This is a genomic window from Pseudomonas oryzihabitans (genome assembly GCF_032027545.1).
Lineage (GTDB): Bacteria > Pseudomonadota > Gammaproteobacteria > Pseudomonadales > Pseudomonadaceae > Chryseomonas > Chryseomonas oryzihabitans_F.
The window spans coordinates 1-20,947 of sequence record NZ_JAVSJB010000005.1 but is presented as its reverse complement, the minus strand read 5'-3'; the positions used below and the strand labels follow the sequence as shown (position 1 = coordinate 20,947).

21 protein-coding genes, 1 tRNA gene and 1 pseudogene are annotated in these 20,947 nt (G+C 62.8%); 17 read left to right on the top strand and 6 right to left on the bottom strand.

Annotated elements, in window-relative coordinates; all coding sequences use genetic code 11:
- Position 1: 1 nt before the first annotated feature.
- Complete coding sequence (locus tag RND78_RS09595) at positions 2 to 961, bottom strand: MoxR family ATPase (protein ID WP_312728170.1); 960 nt, start codon at positions 959 to 961, stop codon at positions 2 to 4.
- A 316-nt stretch (positions 962 to 1,277) separates the two neighbouring features.
- On the opposite strand from RND78_RS09595, the gene RND78_RS09590 reads away from it, so the two are divergent.
- Entirely contained in the window at positions 1,278 to 3,368 is a 2,091-nt protein-coding gene (locus RND78_RS09590) for an LTA synthase family protein (protein ID WP_312728168.1), read from the top strand.
- A 57-nt stretch (positions 3,369 to 3,425) separates the two neighbouring features.
- Here the strand turns inward: RND78_RS09590 and RND78_RS09585 are convergent, their stop codons facing one another.
- The 3 genes and pseudogenes from RND78_RS09585 to RND78_RS09575 form a co-directional block, all read right to left on the bottom strand.
- A complete protein-coding gene (locus RND78_RS09585; protein ID WP_160923550.1) occupies positions 3,426 to 3,641 on the bottom strand; it encodes a cold shock domain-containing protein in 216 nt (71 codons plus the stop codon).
- Positions 3,642 to 3,758: 117 nt separating this feature from the next.
- Positions 3,759 to 4,067, bottom strand: a pseudogene (locus RND78_RS09580) (cold shock domain-containing protein membrane protein); the annotation flags it as partial.
- 166 nt (positions 4,068 to 4,233) lie between these two features.
- Entirely contained in the window at positions 4,234 to 4,704 is a 471-nt protein-coding gene (locus tag RND78_RS09575) for a Dps family protein (RefSeq protein ID WP_059226917.1), read from the bottom strand.
- Positions 4,705 to 4,916: 212 nt separating this feature from the next.
- On the opposite strand from RND78_RS09575, the gene aspS reads away from it, so the two are divergent.
- From aspS to RND78_RS09500, 15 genes are all read left to right on the top strand, one after another.
- The gene (gene aspS, locus RND78_RS09570) at positions 4,917 to 6,692 is read left to right on the top strand and encodes an aspartate--tRNA ligase (RefSeq protein ID WP_312728164.1); all 1,776 of its coding nucleotides are present in this window, start codon (positions 4,917 to 4,919) and stop codon (positions 6,690 to 6,692) included.
- 110 nt (positions 6,693 to 6,802) lie between these two features.
- Positions 6,803 to 7,549: a YebC/PmpR family DNA-binding transcriptional regulator gene (locus RND78_RS09565; protein WP_059226922.1), complete on the top strand. Its 747-nt coding sequence runs from the start codon at positions 6,803 to 6,805 to the stop codon at positions 7,547 to 7,549.
- Complete coding sequence (gene ruvC, locus RND78_RS09560; protein ID WP_059226925.1) at positions 7,549 to 8,109, top strand: crossover junction endodeoxyribonuclease RuvC; 561 nt, start codon at positions 7,549 to 7,551, stop codon at positions 8,107 to 8,109. Before RND78_RS09565 ends, ruvC begins: the two co-directional genes overlap by 1 nt.
- Before the next feature lie 46 nt (positions 8,110 to 8,155).
- Positions 8,156 to 8,758 carry a Holliday junction branch migration protein RuvA gene (ruvA, locus tag RND78_RS09555; RefSeq protein WP_312728154.1) on the top strand — a complete coding sequence of 201 codons (603 nt, stop codon included), beginning with the start codon at positions 8,156 to 8,158 and terminating at the stop codon, positions 8,756 to 8,758.
- Positions 8,759 to 8,762: 4 nt separating this feature from the next.
- Positions 8,763 to 9,815, top strand: a complete 1,053-nt coding sequence (gene ruvB / locus RND78_RS09550; protein WP_312728151.1) for a Holliday junction branch migration DNA helicase RuvB — start codon at positions 8,763 to 8,765, stop codon at positions 9,813 to 9,815.
- Positions 9,816 to 9,866: 51 nt separating this feature from the next.
- Positions 9,867 to 10,316 (top strand): tol-pal system-associated acyl-CoA thioesterase, encoded by a 450-nt coding sequence (gene ybgC, locus RND78_RS09545; protein WP_312728149.1) that lies wholly within the window; start codon positions 9,867 to 9,869, stop codon positions 10,314 to 10,316.
- Positions 10,317 to 10,318: 2 nt separating this feature from the next.
- The gene (tolQ, locus tag RND78_RS09540) at positions 10,319 to 11,011 is read left to right on the top strand and encodes a protein TolQ (protein WP_312728147.1); all 693 of its coding nucleotides are present in this window, start codon (positions 10,319 to 10,321) and stop codon (positions 11,009 to 11,011) included.
- Positions 11,012 to 11,022: 11 nt separating this feature from the next.
- A complete protein-coding gene (gene tolR, locus RND78_RS09535; protein ID WP_312728145.1) occupies positions 11,023 to 11,469 on the top strand; it encodes a protein TolR in 447 nt (148 codons plus the stop codon).
- Positions 11,469 to 12,569 (top strand): cell envelope integrity protein TolA, encoded by a 1,101-nt coding sequence (gene tolA / locus RND78_RS09530; RefSeq protein WP_409457034.1) that lies wholly within the window; start codon positions 11,469 to 11,471, stop codon positions 12,567 to 12,569. The genes tolR and tolA overlap by 1 nt, the downstream gene beginning before the upstream one ends.
- The gene (tolB, locus tag RND78_RS09525) at positions 12,566 to 13,864 is read left to right on the top strand and encodes a Tol-Pal system beta propeller repeat protein TolB (RefSeq protein ID WP_312728141.1); all 1,299 of its coding nucleotides are present in this window, start codon (positions 12,566 to 12,568) and stop codon (positions 13,862 to 13,864) included. The genes tolA and tolB overlap by 4 nt, the downstream gene beginning before the upstream one ends.
- Before the next feature lie 59 nt (positions 13,865 to 13,923).
- Complete coding sequence (gene pal, locus RND78_RS09520) at positions 13,924 to 14,439, top strand: peptidoglycan-associated lipoprotein Pal (RefSeq protein ID WP_312728140.1); 516 nt, start codon at positions 13,924 to 13,926, stop codon at positions 14,437 to 14,439.
- Between the two features lie 6 nt (positions 14,440 to 14,445).
- Complete coding sequence (gene ybgF / locus RND78_RS09515) at positions 14,446 to 15,264, top strand: tol-pal system protein YbgF (protein WP_312728139.1); 819 nt, start codon at positions 14,446 to 14,448, stop codon at positions 15,262 to 15,264.
- A gap of 71 nt (positions 15,265 to 15,335) precedes the next feature.
- Positions 15,336 to 15,986: a 7-carboxy-7-deazaguanine synthase QueE gene (gene queE / locus RND78_RS09510; RefSeq protein WP_312728136.1), complete on the top strand. Its 651-nt coding sequence runs from the start codon at positions 15,336 to 15,338 to the stop codon at positions 15,984 to 15,986.
- Positions 15,987 to 15,988: 2 nt separating this feature from the next.
- A complete protein-coding gene (gene queC, locus RND78_RS09505) occupies positions 15,989 to 16,663 on the top strand; it encodes a 7-cyano-7-deazaguanine synthase QueC (RefSeq protein ID WP_312728134.1) in 675 nt (224 codons plus the stop codon).
- 59 nt (positions 16,664 to 16,722) lie between these two features.
- A tRNA-Lys gene (locus tag RND78_RS09500) sits at positions 16,723 to 16,798 on the top strand.
- A gap of 280 nt (positions 16,799 to 17,078) precedes the next feature.
- Here RND78_RS09500 and RND78_RS09495 read toward each other — a convergent pair.
- Positions 17,079 to 18,389 (bottom strand): site-specific integrase, encoded by a 1,311-nt coding sequence (locus RND78_RS09495; protein ID WP_312728132.1) that lies wholly within the window; start codon positions 18,387 to 18,389, stop codon positions 17,079 to 17,081.
- Between the two features lie 89 nt (positions 18,390 to 18,478).
- On the bottom strand, positions 18,479 to 20,341 hold the full coding sequence (gene mobH / locus RND78_RS09490) for a MobH family relaxase (protein ID WP_312728130.1): 1,863 nt from the start codon (positions 20,339 to 20,341) through the stop codon (positions 18,479 to 18,481).
- 189 nt (positions 20,342 to 20,530) lie between these two features.
- Here mobH and RND78_RS09485 point away from each other — a divergent pair.
- On the top strand, positions 20,531 to 20,947 hold a 417-nt coding region (locus RND78_RS09485), incomplete at its 3' end, for a helix-turn-helix domain-containing protein (protein ID WP_312728129.1).

Here is a 20,947-nt window from a genome sequence, read left to right as displayed (position 1 = left end):
CTCAGGCCACGGCCACCAGGTCGAGGATGCGCTGCACCACCCGGTCGTGATCGATACCGGCGGCCTCCGCCTCGAAGGAGAGGATGATCCGGTGTCGCAGCACGTCGAAGACCACCGCCTGGATGTCTTCCGGGCTGACGAAATCCCGGCCGGCCAGCCAGGCATGGGCCCGGGCGCAGCGATCCAGGGCGATGGAGCCACGCGGGCTGGCGCCATAGGTGATCCAGTGCGCCATGTCCTGGTCGAAGCGGCCCGGCGTGCGGGTCGCCATGATCAGTTGCACCAGGTATTCCTCCACGGCATCGGCCATGTACAGCCCCAGTACCTCGCGGCGCGCCGCGGCGATGGCCGCCTGGCTGACCCGTTCGGTGGGCAGGGTCTCGCCGTCCAGGGCTTCGCCGCGGGCCTGGGCGAGGATGCGGCGCTCCACCGAGGCATCCGGGTAGCCGATCTTGACGTGCATCAGGAAGCGGTCGAGCTGGGCTTCGGGCAGGGGATAGGTGCCCTCCTGCTCGATGGGGTTCTGGGTGGCCATCACCAGGAACAGCTCGGGTAGCGCATAGGAGGTGCGGCCGATGCTCACCTGACGCTCGGCCATGGCTTCCAGCAGCGCCGACTGCACCTTGGCCGGGGCGCGGTTGATCTCGTCGGCCAGCACCAGGTTGTGGAAGATCGGCCCCTGCTGGAAGGAGAAGCTGGCGGTATCGGGGCGGTAGATCTCGGTGCCGGTGATGTCGGCCGGCAGCAGGTCGGGGGTGAACTGGATGCGATGGAAGTCCGCCTCCAGGCCTTCCGCCAGGTCCTTGATGGCCTTGGTCTTGGCCAGCCCCGGGGCGCCCTCCACCAGCAGATGCCCATCCGCCAGCACTGCGATGAGCAGCCGCTCCACCAGGGCTTCCTGGCCGAGGATCTGGCTGGTCAGATAGGTGCGAAGCACCTGCAGAGCGTCACGGTGATCCATGGGGCATCCTGAATACGGCGCGGGAGCGGTGAAAGGTGAGCAATTTTACTGCAAGCGGCGGCTGACGCCCATGCCTGCGCGGAGGTCGTTGCCAGGCAATGCCTTGACGAAAATTTGACGATGCCTGCGTCAGGCTGGGCGTTTGCCGGCGCGACTGTCGTCGCACTTCGCTCGTCAGGCACTCCTCGATGCTGACGCTGCGACAGCGGATGACTAAACTCCTCGGCCTGCCGACCGCGCCCAGGCCTCTGCGTGGGCGGTCCCGAGTCGCCGGCCATGCGCCGCGAATCCTCGCTTCCTTTGACAAGGTGTTTACATGTCGCAAATGGATGTCCCGCAATCCCCACGCCGCACCGGCCGCCGACCGCTGCCGACGTTGGGCAGCCACCTGAGCTTCCTGCTCGGCTGCGCCCTGGCGCTGATGGTCATGTTCACCCTGTTGCGCCTGGCGCTGCTGGGCTACAACACCGACCTGATCGGCAATTCGCCCTTCGCCACCTTTGCCGAAGCCTTCTTCAACGGTGCCCGCTTCGACCTGCGCCTGGTGGTCTATATCTGCGTGCCCTCGCTGCTCTGCCTGTTCAGCGCCAGGGCCATGGCCGCACGCCGGCTGCAGGCCGGCTGGTTCACCCTGGCCGCCAGCATTTGCCTGCTGCTGGGCGTTGGCGAGCTGAACTTCTACCGGGAATTTCACCAGCGCCTGAACAGCCTGGTCTTCCAATACATGCAGGAAGACCTGCATACCGTCACCAGCATGATCTGGAACGGCTTCCCGGTGGTGCGCCTGCTCTTGGCCTGGGCCGTGGCGACGCTGCTGCTGGGCCTGGTGTTTTTTGGCATCGAGCGGGCCACCCGCCGCTATGTCGAGTCGCGGCCGGTCGCCTGGTATCGCCGGGGCGCGGTGTTCATGCTCTGCCTGGTGGTGGCTGTCATCGCCGCCCGCGGCACCTTGAGATCTGGTCCGCCGCTGCGTTGGGGCGACGCCTACACCACCGATTCGATGTTCGCCAACCACCTCGGTCTGAACGGCACCCTGACCCTGATCAATGCCGCCGAGAACAGCTTCTCCGATCATCGCGACAACAGCTGGAAGGCGACCATGCCGGCCGCCGAGGCCCTGGCCGTGACCCGGCACATGCTGCTGACGTCGCGCGATGAGCTGATCGATGCCGACAAGGCCGCCATCCGGCGGATCTATACCCCGCCGGCCGAGAGTCAACTGCCCCAGGTGCGCAACGTGGTGGTCATCCTCATGGAAAGCATGGCCGGCCGCTACATTGGCGCCCTGGGCAACCAGGACGGCATCACCCCGAACTTCGATGCCCTGGCCAAGCAGGGCACCCTGTTCACTCGCTTCTTCTCCAACGGCACCCATACCCACCAGGGCATGTTCGCCACCATGGCCTGCTTCCCCAACCTGCCGGCCTTCGAGTACCTGATGCGCATGCCCGAGGGCGCCCACCAGTTCTCCGGTCTGCCGCAGCTGCTCAGCACCCGTGGCTTCGACGACGTCTACGTCTACAACGGCAACTTCCAGTGGGACAACCAGTCCGGCTTCTTCAGCAACCAGGGCATGACCCGCTTCGTCGGTCGTGAGGACTTCGTCAACCCGGTGTTCATGGACCCGACCTGGGGCGTCTCCGACCAGGACATGTTCGATCGCTCGGTACAGGAACTGGACAAGCTGGCCAAGGCGCCGGACGGCAAGCCCTTCTATGCACTGCTGCAGACGCTGTCCAACCATACGCCCTATGCGCTGCCCAAGGACCTGCCGGTCACGCCGGTCACCGGGCATGGCTCGCTTGACGAGCACCTCACCGCCATGCGCTACGCCGACTGGTCCCTAGGCCAGTTCTTCGCCAAGGTGAAGAACGAGCCCTGGTATCAGGACACCCTGTTCGTAATCGTCGGCGACCACGGCTTCGGCAACAACGAGCAGATCACCGAGATGGACCTGTCGCGCTTCAACGTGCCGCTGCTGCTGATCGGCCCGGGCGTCCAGGAAACCTTCGGTGCCCGCCGCGACACCGTCGGCAGCCAGATCGACGTGGTGCCCACCGTCCTGGCCCGCTTCGGCCAGCAGACCCAGCACCAGTGCTGGGGCCGCGATTTGCTCGGCCTGCCCCAGGGCGATCCTGGCGTGGCGGTGATCAAGCCGTCCGGCAGCGACCAGACCGTGGCCCTGGTCACCGGCGACCGCATCCTGGTCAAGCCGCGCGATCGCGACGCCGTGCTCTATCGCTATCACCTGGGCACCGAGGCCGGGGGCGAGGTGCTCAAGGGCGATGCCAGCGTGCCCGAGCTGCAGAAGCGCCTGGAGGCCTTCATCCAGACCGCCACCGCCAGCCTGCTGGGCAACACCACCGGCATGACCGACAGCAAGGCTGCCGCGGCCCAGCGGCAGTAATCCTCGCCCCATGAAAAAAGGCCGCCCAAGGGCGGCCTTTGCATTGGTCGGCAGCGATCAGGCGGCGATGACCACGTCTTCGGCCTGCAGGCCCTTGTCCCGCTGGATCACCGAGAACTCCACCCGCTGGCCTTCCATCAGGACCCGATGGCCTTCGCCACGGATCGCGCGGAAGTGCACGAAGATGTCGTCGCCGGTATCCCGGGAGATGAAGCCGAAGCCCTTGGAGGTGTTGAACCACTTCACCGTGCCCCGCTCGCGGTCATCGGCCAGCGGGCGTGCCGGCGCGGCGGCCGCGGCAGGGCGGGCGACCGGGCGCGGCCGGCTTTCCGTTTCGGTCGCGACAGCGCTGCCAGACGGCACGCGAAACTTCTCCGGCAGGCTGGCCAGGGCCGCGATCAGGGTCAGCCCCAGCGGCAGCAGTTCGGCGGGGACGCCGCCGATGTAAGAGAGCGGTGCGAGCAGGATGAATGTCTGCACCACGACGGCGATCACCAGCAGGGCGCTGGCGAATTTCTGGGCGCCGCTGCTGCGGCTACGGGAGAAGGGCGTGAAGAGGAGGGTGGCAAGACCCAGCAGGGCCAGATGGATGGACTCGGGTTGATCGAAGGAAGAGGTATCGGACTGCAGTCCGGGAATGGCCGATAACAGGAGCGCAGCAGCGCCCACCACGACATGGACAGTAGATAACGTGTTCAATGTGAAATCACCTTGGGGTCAAGAACTCGGATCTGCCGAAACTGCTGTGGCTATGCACGGCAGCGGCGTGACCCGGCGCGGAAGGCGCGTCCTTATTAAACCCAAAAGGTGAAGGTCGCTCAATCGTGGCACCGCCGCGGACGTGCACCCGCGGCGGAGTGTCGCCTCAGGCGGCCAGCAGGCTGCGCAGCATCCAGGCGGTCTTCTCGTGGATCTGCATGCGCTGTGTCAGCAGGTCGGCGGTAGGCTCGTCGCTGACCTTGTCCAGCAGCGGGAAGATACCCCGGGCGGTACGCACCACGGCTTCCTGGCCCTGCACCAGCAGGCGGATCATCTCCTGGGCGTCCGGGATGCCTTCCTCTTCCTTGATGCTCGACAGGCGGGCATAGGCGGCATAGGTGCCCGGCGCCGGGAAACCCAGGGCGCGGATGCGCTCGGCGATGTCGTCCACCGCCACGGCCAGCTCGGTGTACTGGGTCTCGAACATCAGGTGCAGGGTATTGAACATCGGCCCGGTCACGTTCCAGTGGAAGTTGTGGGTCTTCAGATACAGGGTGTAGGTATCGGCCAGCAGGCGCGACAGGCCCTCGGCGATCTGGGCACGATCCTGTTCGGCGATTCCGATGTTGATTTCCATGCTGACAGCTCCTTTGCGGTCGGTTGCGAAAGGCCCCGAGGCTACCACAGAACCGCTGGCCGTTTAGCCAGTGTTCACGTGTCGAGCTGCGTGGCCTGCTACGGTAAAATCGTGACGGATGATATAGAATCTCCCGTTCAGTCGAGCGCCCTGCCTTGCCGGCCTGGCGCCTCCACGCATTCAGCCTGTTCTAGAGAAGCGAAAACACCATCATGATGCGCAGCCACTATTGCGGCCAGTTGAACGAGAGCCTGGACGGCCAGGAAATCACCCTCTGCGGTTGGGTCCACCGCCGCCGTGACCACGGCGGGGTCATCTTCCTCGACATCCGTGATCGCGAAGGCCTGGCCCAGGTGGTGTTCGATCCGGATCGCGCCGAGACCTTCGCCAAGGCCGACCGCGTGCGCAGCGAATACGTGGTCAAGCTCACCGGCAAGGTACGTCTGCGTCCCGAGGGCGCGCGCAACGCCAACATGGCTTCCGGCGCCATCGAGGTACTGGGCTACGAGCTGGAGGTGCTCAACGAGGCTGAGACTCCGCCGTTCCCGCTCAACGAATACACCGATGTCGGCGAAGAGACCCGCCTGCGCTATCGCTTCATCGATCTGCGTCGTCCGGAGATGGCCGAGAAGCTGAAGCTGCGTTCACGCATCACCTCCAGTATCCGCCGCTATCTGGACGAAAACGGTTTCCTCGACGTGGAAACCCCGATCCTGACCCGTGCCACCCCCGAGGGTGCCCGCGACTACCTGGTGCCCAGCCGCACCCATCCCGGCAGCTTCTTCGCCCTGCCGCAGTCGCCCCAGCTGTTCAAGCAGCTGCTGATGGTCGCCGGCTTCGATCGCTACTACCAGATCGCCAAGTGCTTCCGTGACGAAGACCTGCGTGCCGACCGCCAGCCGGAATTCACCCAGATCGACATCGAGACCAGCTTCCTCGATGAAAAAGACATCATGGACATCACCGAGACCATGGTGCGCAACCTGTTCAAGGAAGTGCTGGACGTCGAATTCGGTACGCTTCCGCACATGACCCTGGCCGACGCCATGCGTCGCTTCGGTTCCGACAAGCCGGACCTGCGCATCCCGCTGGAGTTGGTGGATGTGGAAGACCAGCTCAAGGACGTCGACTTCAAGGTCTTCGCCGGTCCGGCCAACGATCCCAAGTGCCGCGTCGCCGCCCTGCGGGTGCCGGGCGGGGCGAGCATGCCGCGCAAGCAGATCGACGATTACACCAAGTTCGTCGGCATCTACGGCGCCAAGGGCCTGGCCTACATCAAGGTCAATGAGCGCGCCGCCGGCGTCGAGGGCCTGCAGTCGCCCATCGTCAAGAACATCCCGCTGGACAACATCAACGTCATCCTCGACCGCGTCGGCGCCGTGGATGGCGACATCGTCTTCTTCGGCGCGGACAAGACCAAGATCGTCTCCGAGGCCCTGGGCGCCCTGCGCATCAAGCTCGGCCACGACCTGAACCTGCTGACCTGCCAGTGGGCCCCGCTGTGGGTCGTCGACTTCCCGATGTTCGAGGAAAACGACGACGGCAGCCTGACTGCCATGCACCACCCCTTCACCTCGCCCAAGTGCAGCCCGCAAGAGCTCAAGGCCAACCCCGGTGCCGCGCTGTCGCGCGCCTACGACATGGTGCTCAACGGTACCGAGCTGGGCGGCGGTTCCATCCGTATCCACGACAAGAAGATGCAGCAGGCCGTCTTCGAGGTGCTGGGGATCAGCGCGGAGGAACAGGAAGAGAAGTTCGGCTTCCTGCTGGACGCCCTGAAGTTCGGCGCACCGCCCCATGGTGGCCTGGCCTTCGGCCTGGATCGCCTGGTGATGCTGATGACCGGCGCCTCGTCCATTCGTGAAGTCATCGCCTTCCCGAAAACCCAAAGCGCAGCCGACGTCATGACCCAGGCGCCCGGCGCGGTCGACGCCAAGGCCCTGCGCGAGCTGCACATCCGTCTGCGCGAGCAGCCCAAGGCGGAATAAGACCTACCGGAGGAGGGCGGCCGCTGCGGACGCCCTCCGTTATCTTCGTTTTCGCTGCGTCGCGGTCCTCGTCGCCGGGCGTAGTCATCGTCAAGACAGTGGAGTAGCTCATGGCCGGTCATTCCAAATGGGCCAACATCAAGCACCGCAAAGAACGCCAGGACGCCAAGAAAGGCAAGATCTTCACCAAGATCATCCGCGAGCTGACCGTGGCCGCGCGCCAGGGTGGCGGCGTCCCTGCCGACAACCCCCGCCTGCGTCTGGCGGTGGACAAGGCGCTCACCGCCAACATGACCCGCGACACCATCGACAGGGCCATCGCCCGCGGTGTGGGTGCCGGTGAAGGCGAGAACGTCGAGGAACTGACCTATGAAGGCTATGCCCCGAGCGGCGTTGCCATCATCGTCGAGGCCATGACCGACAACCGCAACCGCACCGCCGCCGAAGTCCGCCATGCCTTCAACAAGTGCGGCGGCAACCTGGGCACCGATGGTTCGGTGGCCTACCTGTTCGAGCGCAAGGGCCAGATCAGCTATGCGCCCGGCCTGGACGAAGACGCCCTGATGGAAGCGGCTCTGGAAGCAGGTGCCGATGACGTGGTCGCCAACGACGATGGCTCCATCGACGTCTTCACCAGCTTCGCCGACTTCATCGCCGTCAACGAGGCCCTGACCGCCGCTGGCTACAAGGCCGACGAAGCCGAGGTGACCATGATCCCCTCGACCTCCGCGACCCTGGACCTGGAGACCGCGCAGAAGGTACTCAAGCTGATCGACATGCTCGAAGACCTGGACGACGTACAGAACGTCTACTCCAACGCCGACATCCCCGACGACGTCATGGCGCAGCTCGGCTGATGTCCCTCTACGAGCGCCTGCCGCCCGATGCTCCCGGTACCCTGGTGCTGGGCATCGACCCGGGCTCCCGGCTGACCGGCTTCGGCGTGGTGCGCGACACCGGGCGCGGCTGCGAATACGTCGCCTCGGGCTGCATTCGCACCGGCAACGGTCCCTTGCCGGAGCGGTTGCAAATCGTCTATCGCGGCGTGCGCGATGTCATCGCCCAGTACGGGCCGGTGACCATGGGCATCGAGCAGGTGTTCATGGCGCGCAATGCCGACTCGGCGCTCAAGCTGGGTCAGGCGCGCGGGGCAGCCATCGTCGCGGGTGCCGAAGGTGGCCTGGAGATCTCCGAGTACACCGCGAGCCAGGTCAAGCAAGCGGTGGTCGGTAGCGGCGGCGCGGACAAGCAGCAGGTGATGCTGATGGTCATGCACCTGCTGCGACTGACCGAAAAACCCCAGATCGACGCCTCCGACGCCCTGGCCATCGCCCTGTGCCATGCCCACACCCGGCAGAGCCTGGTCCCCCATGGCTTGCTGGCGACCCGCCGCCGTGGCGGTCGTCTGCGGCTCTAGTGCTATCCGCTCAACCATCTCGCTCCAGCGTTAGGAAGGTATCCCTGTGATCGGTCGTCTACTTGGCACCCTGGCGGAAAAGCAGCCACCCCATCTCCTGCTCGACGTGGGTGGAGTCGGCTATGAGGTCGAGGTGCCCATGACGACCCTTTATCGGCTGCCGGCCCAAGGTGAAGTCGTCACATTGCATACCCACCTCGTGGTACGGGAAGATGCGCACCTGCTGTACGGGTTCGGCGAAAAACGCGAGCGTGAGCTGTTTCGCGAGCTGATCCGACTCAATGGTGTCGGCCCCAAGTTGGCCCTGGCGTTGATGTCCAGTCTCGAGGTGGATGAATTGGTTCGCTGTGTTCAGGCCCAGGACACCTCCGTCCTGGTCAAGGTGCCGGGCGTGGGCAAGAAGACCGCCGAGCGCCTGCTGGTCGAGCTCAAGGACAGATTCAAGGCCTGGGAAAACCTGCCCACCATCGCGCCCCTGGTCCTGCCGAACCAGGCGCCGGTTGTCGCCAGCGCCGAAGCCGATGCGGTCAGCGCCCTGGTCGCCCTGGGCTTCAAGCCCCAGGAAGCCAGTCGCGCCGTCGCTGCCGTGGAAGGGGAAGACCTTTCCAGCGAGGAACTCATCCGTCGCGCCCTGAAGGGCATGGTCTGATCCCATGATAGAAACCGATCGTCTCATCTCGGGCAGCGGCCGCGACCGTGAAGATTTTCAGGACCGCGCCATCCGTCCGGTGCGCCTGGCGGACTACATCGGCCAGCCGGTGGTGCGCGACCAGATGGGGCTGTTCATTCAGGCGGCGAGGGGCAGGGGAGAGGCGCTCGACCATACCCTGATCTTCGGCCCCCCCGGACTGGGCAAGACCACCCTGGCCAACATCATCGCCCAGGAAATGCAGGTTTCCCTGAAGAGCACCTCGGGGCCCGTGCTGGAGCGCCCGGGCGACCTTGCCGCGCTGCTGACCAACCTGGAAGCGGGCGATGTGCTCTTCATCGACGAGATCCATCGGCTGTCACCCATCGTCGAAGAGGTGCTCTATCCGGCGATGGAGGACTACCAGCTCGACATCATGATCGGCGAAGGCCCGGCGGCGCGCTCCATCAAGCTGGACCTGCCGCCCTTCACTCTGGTGGGTGCCACCACCCGGGCCGGCATGCTGACCAACCCGCTGCGTGACCGCTTCGGGATCGTCCAGCGCCTGGAGTTCTATGGCACCGCGGACCTGGCCACCATCGTCACCCGCTCCGCTGGCATCCTGGGACTGGCCATCGAAGCCGAAGGTGCCCTGGAAATCGCCCGTCGCGCGCGCGGTACGCCGCGGATCGCGAACCGGCTGCTGCGCCGGGTGCGCGACTTCGCCGAAGTGCGCGGGCAGGGGCACATCAGCCACGACATCGCTGGTCGAGCCCTGGACCTGCTGGACGTCGACGCCCAGGGCTTCGATCACCAGGATCGCCGGCTGCTATTGACCATGATCGACAAGTTCGACGGTGGGCCGGTGGGCGTGGACAGTCTTGCCGCCGCTATCAGCGAAGAGCGTCACACCATCGAAGACGTCCTGGAACCCTATCTGATCCAGCAAGGCTATATCATGCGCACGCCGCGCGGGCGGGTAGTGACCCGGCATGCCTATTTGCACTTCGGACTCAACCTGCCATCGCGCCTGGCCCAGGGTGGTACGCCCGATCTGTTCGAGGTCAATGGTAACTAAATGCAGTTGCGAACATTTCTGATTGGCAACGGCGAGGCTAGGTTCTAGAGTATGCACGCGCAACCGCGGAGCCCGTCGTCGCCCGTCCTCAGGTGTCGTGTCTATTACGAAGATACCGATGCCGGCGGCATCGTCTATTACGTCAACTACCTCAAATTCATGGAACGCGCCCGCACCGAGCGACTGCGCGCGCTGGGCTATGCCCAGTCCGAACTCGTCCAGGAAGGTCTGCTCTTCGTCGTCCACAGCAGCGAAGCGCGCTACCATGCGCCCGCGCGCCTGGATGACGAACTGCTGATCGGCGCGGAGGTGGTCGAAGCGAAGCGTGCCAGCCTCAGGTTTCACCAGGAGGTTCGGCGCGCGAAGGATGATGTCCTGCTCTGTGAGGGGTGGGTGACGGTCGCCTGCGTGCGTGCCGACAGCTTCAGGCCCAGGGCCATGCCCGAAGCCATGCGAACGGTTCTTGCCGGAAATCCGGCGTCAATTCAATCAGGAGATTAAGCGTGCAACCCAACGTCGACCATACGTCCATGTGGAGCCTCATCGCCAACGCCAGTCTGGTGGTACAACTGGTGATGCTCATCTTGGTCGCAGCCTCCGTCACGTCCTGGATCATGATCATCCAGCGCGGCAACGCCATGCGCGCCGCCAAGCGTGCGCTGGACGCCTTCGAAGAGAAATTCTGGTCGGGCATCGACCTGTCCAAGCTCTATCGCCAGGCCGGCAGCAACCCCGATCCGGATTCCGGCGTCGAGCAGATCTTCCGTGCCGGCTTCAAGGAGTTCTCCCGCCTGCGCCAGCAGCCCGGCGTCGATCCCGATGCCGTGATGGAAGGTGTAGCCCGTGCCATGCGCGTCGCCATCTCCCGTGAAGAAGAAAAGCTCGAGCAGGCCCTGCCGTTCCTGGCCACCGTCGGTTCCACCAGCCCCTACGTGGGTCTGTTCGGTACCGTCTGGGGCATCATGAACTCCTTCCGTGGTCTATCCACCGCCCAGCAGGCGACCCTGGCCACCGTAGCTCCCGGCATCGCCGAAGCCCTGATCGCCACCGCCATCGGTCTGTTCGCCGCCATTCCCGCCGTCGTGGCCTACAACCGCTTCGCCTCCCGCTCGGAAATGCTGATCAACCGCTACTACACCTTTGCGGACGAATTCCAGGCAATCCTGCACCGCAAAGTCCACACCAGCGACGAATAAAGAGGTATCCCATGGTCCCTCGCCGCCAGAAACGCAAGCCCGTCGCCGAGATGAACGTGGTGCCCTACATCGATGTGATGTTGGTGCTCCTCGTTATCTTCATGGTGACGGCGCCCATGCTCAACCAGGGCGTGAAGGTCGACCTGCCCAAGGTCGACAGCCAAGCCCTGCCGCAGGACAACGACAAGCAGATCCTCACCGTTTCGGTGAAGGCCGACGGCACCTACTACTGGAACGTCGGTTCCGAGGTGGATACCGATCAGAAAGCCAAGTCCGAGACTGCGGTATCCCTGTCACAACTGAGTCAGCAGGTCGGTGCCATCATGCGTCAACGTGCGGACACCCAGGTGTTCATCCGCGGTGACAAGGCCGCCAACTATGGGGTCGTCGCCGGCGCCATGGGGGCCTTGCAACAGGCCGGCGTACCCAACGTCGGGTTGATTACCGAGGCGCCTTGATGCGACACCGCGAGCCTTCGTCGTCCGAAAGTTATTTCTGGCCGGTCATCTGGGCGGTTGCCCTGCATGTGCTGATCTTCGGCCTGCTGTTTGTCAGCTTCGCCTTCACGCCTGAATTGCCCCAGTCCCGCCCGGTCGTCCAGGCGACCTTGGTCCAGCTCAAATCCAAGAGCTCGGCTCAGGTCCAGACCGAGCAGAAGCTGGCCGGCGAGGCGAAGAAGACCGCTGCCAAGCAGTACGAGCAGGAGCAACTGGAGCAGCGTCGCCAGCAACAGGAAGCCCAGCGTGAAGCAGCGGCCGCCAAGGCGGCCGAGCAGAAGGAAGCCCAGCAGCAGGCCGCGGAACAAAAGAAAGCCGACGACGCTCGAAAGGCGCAGCAAGCGGAAGCGGCGGCCAAGGCCGCCGAAGCCAAGGCCGAGGCCGAGAAACAGGCGGATGCCGCCAAGGCGACCGCGGAAGCCAAGCAGGCCGCCGAGCAGAAGAAGCAGGCGGACATCGCCAAGAAGAAAGCCGACGAAGCCGCCAAGCAAAAGGCAGCCGACGAAGCGGCCAAGGCTAAGGCAGCCGAGGCGGCCAAGCAGAAGGCCGCGGAAGAAGCCAAGCAGAAAGCGGCTGCCGATGCGGCCAAGAAGGAAGCCGCTGCGGAAGCGGCGAAGAAGAAGGCGGCTGACGACGCCAAGAAGAAGGCCGCCCAGGCGGCCGCGCGCAAGGCGGCGGAAGACAAGAAGGCCCAGGCCCTGGCCGAGCTGTTGTCGGAAGACACCCAGCGGCAACAGGCCCTGGCCGACGAGCAGGGCGATGAAGTGGCGTCCAGCTTCGATGACCTGATCGTGCGTCTGGTCAGCGAGCAGTGGACCCGTCCGCAATCGGCGCGCAACGGTATGAGCGTCGAGGTGCAGATCAACATGCTGCCGGATGGCACCATCACCGGCGCCACGGTGACCCGCTCCAGTGGCAACAAGGAATTCGATAATTCAGCGGTATCGGCCGTGCGTAACGTCGGTCGTATCCGCGAGCTGCAGCAGCTGGATCGCAAGACCTTCGATCAGCTGTACCGTCAGCGCCGCATGATCTTCAAACCGGAGGACCTGAGTCTGTGAACACCCTGATCCGTTACATCCTGCTGGGCCTGGTCCTGGTGGTGGGCTCCGCCCAGGCGGCCGATCCGCTGGTGATCTCCAGCGGTAGTGATCGCGCCATACCGATCGCCGTCGTGCCGTTCGGCTGGCAGGGTGGTCAGCCGCTACCGGAGGACATCGCCAACATCGTCAGCGACGACATGCGCAACTCCGGGGTGTTCTCGCCCATTCCGCGGCAGAACATGCTGAGCCAGCCGACCCAGGCCAGCGAAGTGATCTTCCGTGACTGGAAGGCCCTGGGTGCCAACTACGTGCTGGTCGGCAACGTCGTGCCCAATGGTGGTCGCCTGCAGATCACCTACGCCCTGTTCAATGTCTCCACCGAGCAGCAGGTCATGACCGGCAACGTCGGCGGGGGTACCGACCAGTTGCGCGACATGGCGCACTTCATCTCGGACCAGGCCTACGAGAAGCTGACCGGCGTCAAGGGTGCCTTCTCGACGCGTATTCTCTACGTGACCGCCGAGCGCTTCTCCGCCACCAACACCCGCTATACCCTGCAGCGCGCCGACTACGACGGTGCCCGTTCGGTGACCTTGCTGCAGTCCCGCGAGCCGATCCTGTCGCCGCGCTTCGCGCCGGATGGCAAGCGTATCGCCTACGTCTCCTTCGAGCAGCAGCGTCCGCGCATCTTTATGCAGTACATCGATACTGGTCGCCGTGAGCAACTGACCAACTTCGAAGGCCTGAATGGCGCCCCGGCGTTCTCGCCCGATGGCAATCGTCTGGCTTTCGTGCTATCCAAGGACGGTAACCCCGAGATCTACGTGATGGATCTGGGCTCCCGTGCCATTCGTCGCGTGACGAATGACTCGGCCATCGATACCGAGCCTTTCTGGGGCAAGGATGGCCAGACCATCTATTTCACCTCCGACCGCTCCGGCAAGCCGCAGATCTACAAGACCAGCGTCAATGGCGGTGGTGCTGAGCGCGTGACTTTCGTCGGCAACTACAATGCCAACCCGAAACTTTCGGCGGACGAAAAGACCCTGGTCATGGTGCATCGCCAGGAAGGTTTCACCAACTTCCAGATCGCTGCCCAAGACCTGCAACGCGGCTCTGTGCGGGTACTTTCCAACACCAGTCTGAACGACTCGCCCACTGTCGCGCCCAATGGCACCATGCTAATCTACGCCACCCGCCAGCAGGACCGAGGCGTACTGATGCTTGTCTCCATCAATGGTCGCGTCCGGATTCCTCTTCCCACCGCCCAGGGTGATGTGCGCGAGCCTTCCTGGTCTCCTTACCTGAACTGACGGCTAATTAGAAAAGTCCTTAGAAACACCAACATTGCGGTTCTTTTAGGAGTTACATGATGGAAATGCTGAAATTCGGCAAGTTCGCTGCACTGGCTCTGGCCATGGCTGTTGCCGTGGGCTGTTCCTCCAAGGGCGGCGACGCCTCCGGTGAAGGCGCTGGCGCTGGCGCCGGTGCTGTCGACCCGAACGCTGGCTATGGTGCCAACGCTGGTGCCGTCGACGGCAGCATGGGCGACGAAGCCGCTCTGCGCGCCATCACCACCTTCTACTTCGAGTACGACAGCTCCGACCTGAAGCCGGAAGCCATGCGTGCTCTGGACGTTCACGCTCGCGACCTGAAGGCCAGCGGCCAGCGTGTCGTTCTGGAAGGTCACACCGACGAGCGCGGCACCCGCGAGTACAACTTGGCTCTGGGTGAGCGTCGTGCCAAGGCCGTTCAGCGTTACCTGGTCCTGCAGGGCGTTTCCCCGGCTCAGCTGGAAGTGGTTTCCTACGGTAAAGAGCGTCCGGTTGCCGTCGGTCACGACGAAGCTTCCTGGGCTCAGAACCGTCGCGTTGAGCTGAAGAAGTAATAAACGATGTCCAAGCGCCTGCAGTTCTTGATCGCCCTGACCCTCGGTGTACCGGTTGTCGCCGGGGCTCAGGTTCCCGTACAGGATGGTAGCTATGCCCCTGCCCAGTCCGCTGGGCAGGGTTATGGCAACGCAGGCGTGGCCAGTGCCGGGAACGGGGCTCCCGTTTCCGGCATGGGTCAACTCTTCATGCAGTTGCAACAGATGCAGGACGATATCGCGCGCCTGCGGGGCCAGGTGGAGGTCCAGGAAAACGAAATCCGCCAGCTCAAGCAGGAAGGATTGGATCGTTACCAGGATCTGGATGGCCGCATTTCTCAGCTTTCTTCCGCTCCTGCCGCAGGTGCAGGTGCAGGTGCCACACAGAACGGCGCCATCGCCGCCAATAGCACGCCAACACCGCCCACTCCGGCCGGTGCTCCGGCTGCCAGCAACGAGCCGGGCGATCCGGCGAAGGAAAAGCTGTACTACGACGCTGCCTTCGACCTGATCAAAGCCAAGGATTTCGACAAGGCCAGTCAGGCATTCAATGCCTTCCTGCGCAAGTACCCGAACAGTCAGTACGCCGGCAATGCCCAGTACTGGCTGGGCGAAGTGAATCTGGCCAAGGGTGATCTGCAGGCCGCGGGTCAGGCTTTCGCCAGGGTCAGTCAGGCCTATCCCACCAGCAACAAGGTGCCGGATTCGCTATACAAATTGGGTGGGGTCGAGCAGAAGCTCGGCCATACCGATCGGGCCAAGGGGATGTACCAGCAGGTCATCAGCCAGTATCCCGGGACATCCGCTGCGCAGCTAGCGCAGCGGGATCTGAAAAGCCTGCCCTAGCGCAGGCTTTTTTCTTTCATCTACCGCAACGGAGGCGGATGGCCTGTTTAGCCGTCACGCCCGTGGCTTCCATGCAAAAAGATACCCTACGTCTTACCGAGATCTTCTATTCGCTGCAGGGCGAGGCGCGCACCGCCGGCCTGCCCACCGTCTTCGTTCGTCTGACTGGTTGCCCACTGCGCTGCCAGTACTGCGACACGGCCTATGCCTTCACCGGCGGTGAGATCCATCACCTCGACGGCATACTGGAGCAGGTAGCGAGTTATCGCCCGCGCCACATCTGCGTGACGGGGGGCGAACCCCTGGCACAACCCAATTGCCTCAAGCTGCTCGAGCGGCTGTGCGATGCCGGTTACCAGGTGTCCCTGGAAACCAGCGGCGCACTGGACGTCAGCGGTGTCGATTTGCGCGTCAGCAAGGTCGTCGATCTCAAGACGCCGGGATCGGGCGAGATGGGACGCAACCTCTACAGCAACATCGCCCATCTCACGCCCAACGATCAGGTGAAATTCGTCATCTGCTCCCGTGAGGACTACGACTGGGCTGTTTCCAAGCTGATCGAGTATCGCCTGGAGCAGCGGGCGGGTGAGGTGTTGTTCTCGCCCAGCCATGGCCAGGTCGTGCCGCGGGAGCTGGCGGAGTGGATCGTGGCCGACAATCTGTCGGTGCGCTTCCAGCTGCAGTTGCACAAGCTTCTCTGGAACGACGAACCAGGACACTGAGCATGAACCAGCCAAAAGCCGTCATCCTTCTTTCCGGCGGTCTCGATTCCGCCACCGTGGTCGCCATGGCCAGGGCCCAGGGCTTCGCCTGCTACTCCATGAGTTTCGACTACGGCCAACGCCATAGAGCCGAATTGCACGCCGCTGAACGTGTAGCGCGCCAGCTGGGCGTCGTCGAGCATAAGGTGATAGGCCTGAATCTCGACGGCATCGGTGGCTCGGCGCTCACCGATCCGAACATCGCCGTGCCGGAAGCGCCGGGGGAGGGCATTCCGGTCACCTATGTGCCCGCGCGCAATACGGTGTTCCTGTCCCTCGCCTTAGGTTGGGCCGAGGTGCTTGGCGCCAGGCATCTGTTCATCGGCGTGAATGCCGTGGACTACTCCGGCTACCCGGATTGCCGACCGGAGTTCGTCGAAGCCTTCGAGCGTCTGGCCAACCTCGCCACCAAGGCCGGCGTGGAAGGCGATACCTTCAAGATCGAGGCGCCCTTGCAGTTCATGTCCAAGGCCCAGATCGTCCAGGCCGGTACCCAACTGGGCGTCGACTATGGCCTGACGGTGTCCTGCTATCAGGCCAGCGACGAAGGCGAAGCCTGCGGCCGTTGCGACAGCTGCCGCCTGCGCGCCGACGGCTTCAAGGCCGCCGGAATCGCCGACCCGACTCGCTACCGGTAAAAAAATTAATCTAGGGTGTTGATTCTCCTGAGAAAATCGCTAGAATGGCGCCCACTAACGGGTCGTTAGCTCAGTCGGTAGAGCAGTTGGCTTTTAACCAATTGGTCGTAGGTTCGAATCCTACACGACCCACCATTTCATTCCTGGTGAGCCTTTTCCAATCAGAGAAGAGGTTTGCTGGGGAGAAGCAGATACAGCGCAGCGCAGACAGCAGCCGTCTGTCGCAAAACATAGCTGCGCATATTCTTGATGTCAATTCGCGATAGCGCACAGCCAAACCCGCATGGCTGTGCGCTTTTTCGCGTGCCCGTGCGGTAAATCCTCGGCACGGGCTATCGAACGCGGGCGATCCTAACTTGAGAGGCGCATCACGTTTCCCGACTGACGGTCAGGTCTGGCGTATCAGCCGTGAGGTTTAGCTTCCCCTAAGGGACTGGCTGGTGCGCATTCTCACCGGCTGTGGAGGGAGCCTGAGTGTAGTGACACCCTCTCTTGGACTTGTACCCCTGCTCCCAGAGTGTGCAGGTATAGGTACGCATACCCCTGACTGCGTCAGCTGATTAAGCAACGCAGACATTAAGGCCTGCATCGTAGCGAGATCGGGTCCGCCTGGTGGCGTATTGCCAGCGGAACCCCCTGATGCCTGTAAGGGTGTATCGGGTGATGCATGATGGAGGCTGTCACAGGCTGGGGGCAGGCGCTGTGTTAGCCGTTCGTTCGCATGCTGTAGGGCGAGCGTGGGATGATCAGCTCTGCCGTTTGGGAGCAGATGTAGTGGCTGGGCATCATTGCTCGGGGTGGCAAGTGCTTCCGCTGGCAGGCTGCGCGCCTGCTCTAACACCCTGCGACCGCCGCTTTCGTCGACCCTCGCCACCCTTCGACCTGCGCGAGCGCGTGACTCACGCTCGGTCAATACCTCGCGCATGATCTCGAAGTCGGTCTCGATATAGCCCATGGTGGTGGTGAGACTGGTGTGATTCAGAATGGTCTGAACAACGTTGATGTTGCGATCCGCCTCTTTCATGAGATCGGTGGCGAGGGTATGGCGAAAGCGATGAGGTGTCATGCGTACGCCTACTGCCGCGCTGAGCTTTTTGTAAAAGGCCTCGACCTGGTCGGGATCCATCACCTCTTTTTCGTAGTGATGCGAGAAGCGATTGACGTTGAAGAGCTGATCCCTAGGCCCGATACCAGAGATTTTCGCTGCCTCACACAGCCTTCGAATCAAGGGCTCCAATGATTCAGTGATCGGGACCTCGTATTGGCGGTAGGTCTTCTCGACCTCGCCCCGGACTACGATCTTCAACTCAGGCAGATTCACGTCCATGGGCCGGATGTGGAGCAGGGCGCTCAGACGCATGCCTGTGCTCCAGTACATTTCGAAAACACACCGCCAAAACCAGGCGGGCGTGGCTTTGGCCCGCTTGTGTGTCAGCTTCTCTTCACTCTCCAGTTGCTGTAGATACAGGCGGGCCTGCTCGATGGCGACGCGGGTAAGCGTCTTCTTTGGTTTGGTAATGAGCTTGACCGTTGTCTTGCGAAAGGGATTGCGCCTGAGGTTGAGGATCTCTTCGTCCATGGCAAGCTGGTAGATCGTTTTCATGTTGTTGGAATAGGTGTTCCAACTCTTTCGCTCCAGATTGCGATCTACCCGGTCTTTACGCCACTCAACCACCTGTTGATGCTCGATGGTGTCAGCCTCGACATCCTTGAAATGTTTGATCATGGCCTTGGTCGAGGCCCGCAGGCATCGCCTCGAGGCCTCCCGCAGGTCCGTCTGCACGCCGATGTACCATTCCGTGAGCTCACTCAGTCTCATGCGTCTGCCTCCGCGGTCTGGAGGCGCAGGCTGACGTTATCGAAAGGAGGCTGAGGGAAGATCAAGGTAGGATCCTGTAGCAGATAGCCCTTGAGGGACTTGGATTTGCGGGGACCTACGACGTCGCAGGTCCAGATGTTGAGGTTGTCCGAGGTCTTGCGGTTGATCTTGAGCTTTTCGAATGCGCGCTGAACCAGTTGCCAGGGTTCCAGGCTTCGCTCCTTAGCGTCTTTCTGCAGCTCTGGGTGTTCCAAGGCATAGCGTTTGAACAAGCCTGGGCTGACCAGAAACGCCGTCCCGTCGACCGTATGAATCATCGCCTTGGCATCGTTGATCACCAGCTTGTGTGCAAGCACGCCATGGCGCGTCCACTCCATGAAGGCCTGGCCCAATTCGCCTGTGCTCGATGAGGAAGGAGTTGGCGCTGGGAGTGGCTCTGGGTCTTCCTCTATCGCTACGGTCTGAAGTGTTTCAGGAGTCGGTTGCGTGATTGCGGTAATCACAGGCGAAGGAGCACTGCCGAGGAGTTCATCGGCCAGTGCGAGAGCGTCATCCATTGCGTCCAAACCGGTCTGGAATGCGGGCGGCGGCAGTGTTTCGGAAAGAGGCTGATTTGGGAAGACTGTGACATCGGTCACGGGTTGTGATATCGGCAATGCTGGCGAAGCAATATCGCTCGTTGCGTCAGGCCGCTGCTCTTCTGGCTCTATACCGTCCGTCTGCTCGAGCGTGAGCGTTCCGCTGAATGCAGGTGGGCGATCAGCTGCGTTCGGCCAGATCAGCGCAGGGGCAACCTTCAAGAAGGTAAACGTCTGACTCCACCCCTTGCCGTTGTCGACCTTCGCCTTCCAGATTGCCTTGTCCTGAGTATTGACCTGGATGATCGCCTGATCCTGAATCAGATTGAAGAACGGGGCGTTTGACGTGGGGATACCTTCCACGCCCTGAGAGAGCATCAATGCGCGTAGCTGGTCTGAGGCAGGCTTACTGACGAGCCATAGCGCATCCTGGGTCAGCCACCCATCCGACGGCCCATCTGGCTGGTTCAGCTTGAATTTCTCAATGACAAGGGTGCGCAACCCATCTGCCAGTTGACGCTGGATCGTATTCTTGGGGGCTTCCATCGCACGTTGTGGGTTGGCGCCGAGCTCCTGGGCGACACTCGCCTGGTCGGCCTGGACGATCATCTCGCCCAGTACGCCGGCATGCTGGTATTGCCCGGCCAGGACGAAGATCAGCGATGACCATAGCTCGCGGTATCCACTGAGCCAGTCCAGCACGTGGGGCGGCAGCACCTGGAAATAGACGAGTGCTGAGGCAGCGCCATGAAGTTGGTAGTCGCGACCTTTGACGTATCTGAAGCGGTAGGGCTTCTCAATGCGGCCGTGCCAGGGGTGCCATGGCTTGCCGTCTTCGAGGACGACCTCGATGTCGACGGCGATCTTGCCCAAGTCGTGGAGGAGGGCGCCGTAGGCTACCGCTGCTGACCACGCTTCGGCCTGGGCTGCTTGTGACTCAGGCGGTGCGCCGATGGGGAGGAGGTAGTTCTGCCGAATCTTCAGTGCGTAGGCGACGATCTCCAGCCCGTGGTCGAGCAGGCCCCCGGGATAGGCATGGTGGTGGTTTTCCGAAGCTGGAAGCTGCTGGACCAGGTCAGCGTAGCGCCCGAGAGGATCCCGATAGAGTGAGGCGAACTGCTCGCGGGACAGCGACGTCCGCTGCCAGATGTTCTCGATGAGCTTCTGCCGGCGGGGGAGCGCCAGGAGATCCTGGCCTACAGACGGCTGGGTGAAGCCCTGTTTGCTGGGCCCTGCAGGCGCGGAGGGTGGGGCTTTCTTCCTGAAAAAGAGATCGAACATGGCATGCCCTTGGTAGTTCTTGGGCCTGCGTTGTCGATCAGCACGGTCGGCTGGACAATGGTAAACCGCTATCACTGCTCAGGAGGTTGGGGCGGCGGATGGCTACTATGGCCGGGAGCCTGGGGACCCTTTGCTCCTCGCAGCCATGAAATGACCCCCGAAAGTTGGACGCTGCCCTGAAGGCGTACCATGCCCAAGTACTCTCTAGCGTTCAAATTGAAGATCGTCGCTCAGTACCAAAAGGGCGATTGCAGCTACGGCCACCTCGCTAGGGCGCATGACGTCAGCGTGGTGCAGGTAAAAGGATGGATTGGCGCCTATGCCAATCACGGAAAAGCGGCTCTACAAAAGCGTTATCGTTATCACAGCATCGATTTCAAGATCGAGGTGGTGCGACAGATCGTCGAAGGCCTATCAATCCGACGGGCTAGTGAGCGATTTAGTCTCAATCGCTCCCAAATGCAGCGCTGGGTCGATGCGTGGCAGAGGTATGGTATCGAGGGGTTGGCCAGCAAACGCAGAGGTGACTCCTTGCCCCTTCTTCCCGTTCCAGATCCATCCGCTTTCAAGCCCCACATCGCAAACCCAGTCCGAGAGCTGGAAAAA

What these genes read in the sequence shown, in the direction of transcription:
- ruvB (WP_312728151.1), top strand. Translation starts at nt 8,763, where the DNA reads ATGATAGAAACCGATCGTCTCATCTCGGGCAGCGGCCGCGACCGTGAA.
- RND78_RS09575 (WP_059226917.1), bottom strand. Translation starts at nt 4,704, where the DNA reads ATGGAAATCAACATCGGAATCGCCGAACAGGATCGTGCCCAGATCGCC.
- ruvC (WP_059226925.1), top strand. Translation starts at nt 7,549, where the DNA reads ATGTCCCTCTACGAGCGCCTGCCGCCCGATGCTCCCGGTACCCTGGTG.
- RND78_RS09595 (WP_312728170.1), bottom strand. Translation starts at nt 961, where the DNA reads ATGGATCACCGTGACGCTCTGCAGGTGCTTCGCACCTATCTGACCAGC.
- RND78_RS09495 (WP_312728132.1), bottom strand. Translation starts at nt 18,389, where the DNA reads ATGATCAAACATTTCAAGGATGTCGAGGCTGACACCATCGAGCATCAA.
- RND78_RS09590 (WP_312728168.1), top strand. Translation starts at nt 1,278, where the DNA reads ATGTCGCAAATGGATGTCCCGCAATCCCCACGCCGCACCGGCCGCCGA.
- ybgC (WP_312728149.1), top strand. Translation starts at nt 9,867, where the DNA reads ATGCACGCGCAACCGCGGAGCCCGTCGTCGCCCGTCCTCAGGTGTCGT.
- queC (WP_312728134.1), top strand. Translation starts at nt 15,989, where the DNA reads ATGAACCAGCCAAAAGCCGTCATCCTTCTTTCCGGCGGTCTCGATTCC.
- tolA (WP_409457034.1), top strand. Translation starts at nt 11,469, where the DNA reads ATGCGACACCGCGAGCCTTCGTCGTCCGAAAGTTATTTCTGGCCGGTC.
- queE (WP_312728136.1), top strand. Translation starts at nt 15,336, where the DNA reads ATGCAAAAAGATACCCTACGTCTTACCGAGATCTTCTATTCGCTGCAG.
- tolR (WP_312728145.1), top strand. Translation starts at nt 11,023, where the DNA reads ATGGTCCCTCGCCGCCAGAAACGCAAGCCCGTCGCCGAGATGAACGTG.
- ybgF (WP_312728139.1), top strand. Translation starts at nt 14,446, where the DNA reads ATGTCCAAGCGCCTGCAGTTCTTGATCGCCCTGACCCTCGGTGTACCG.
- pal (WP_312728140.1), top strand. Translation starts at nt 13,924, where the DNA reads ATGGAAATGCTGAAATTCGGCAAGTTCGCTGCACTGGCTCTGGCCATG.
- aspS (WP_312728164.1), top strand. Translation starts at nt 4,917, where the DNA reads ATGATGCGCAGCCACTATTGCGGCCAGTTGAACGAGAGCCTGGACGGC.
- RND78_RS09565 (WP_059226922.1), top strand. Translation starts at nt 6,803, where the DNA reads ATGGCCGGTCATTCCAAATGGGCCAACATCAAGCACCGCAAAGAACGC.
- mobH (WP_312728130.1), bottom strand. Translation starts at nt 20,341, where the DNA reads ATGTTCGATCTCTTTTTCAGGAAGAAAGCCCCACCCTCCGCGCCTGCA.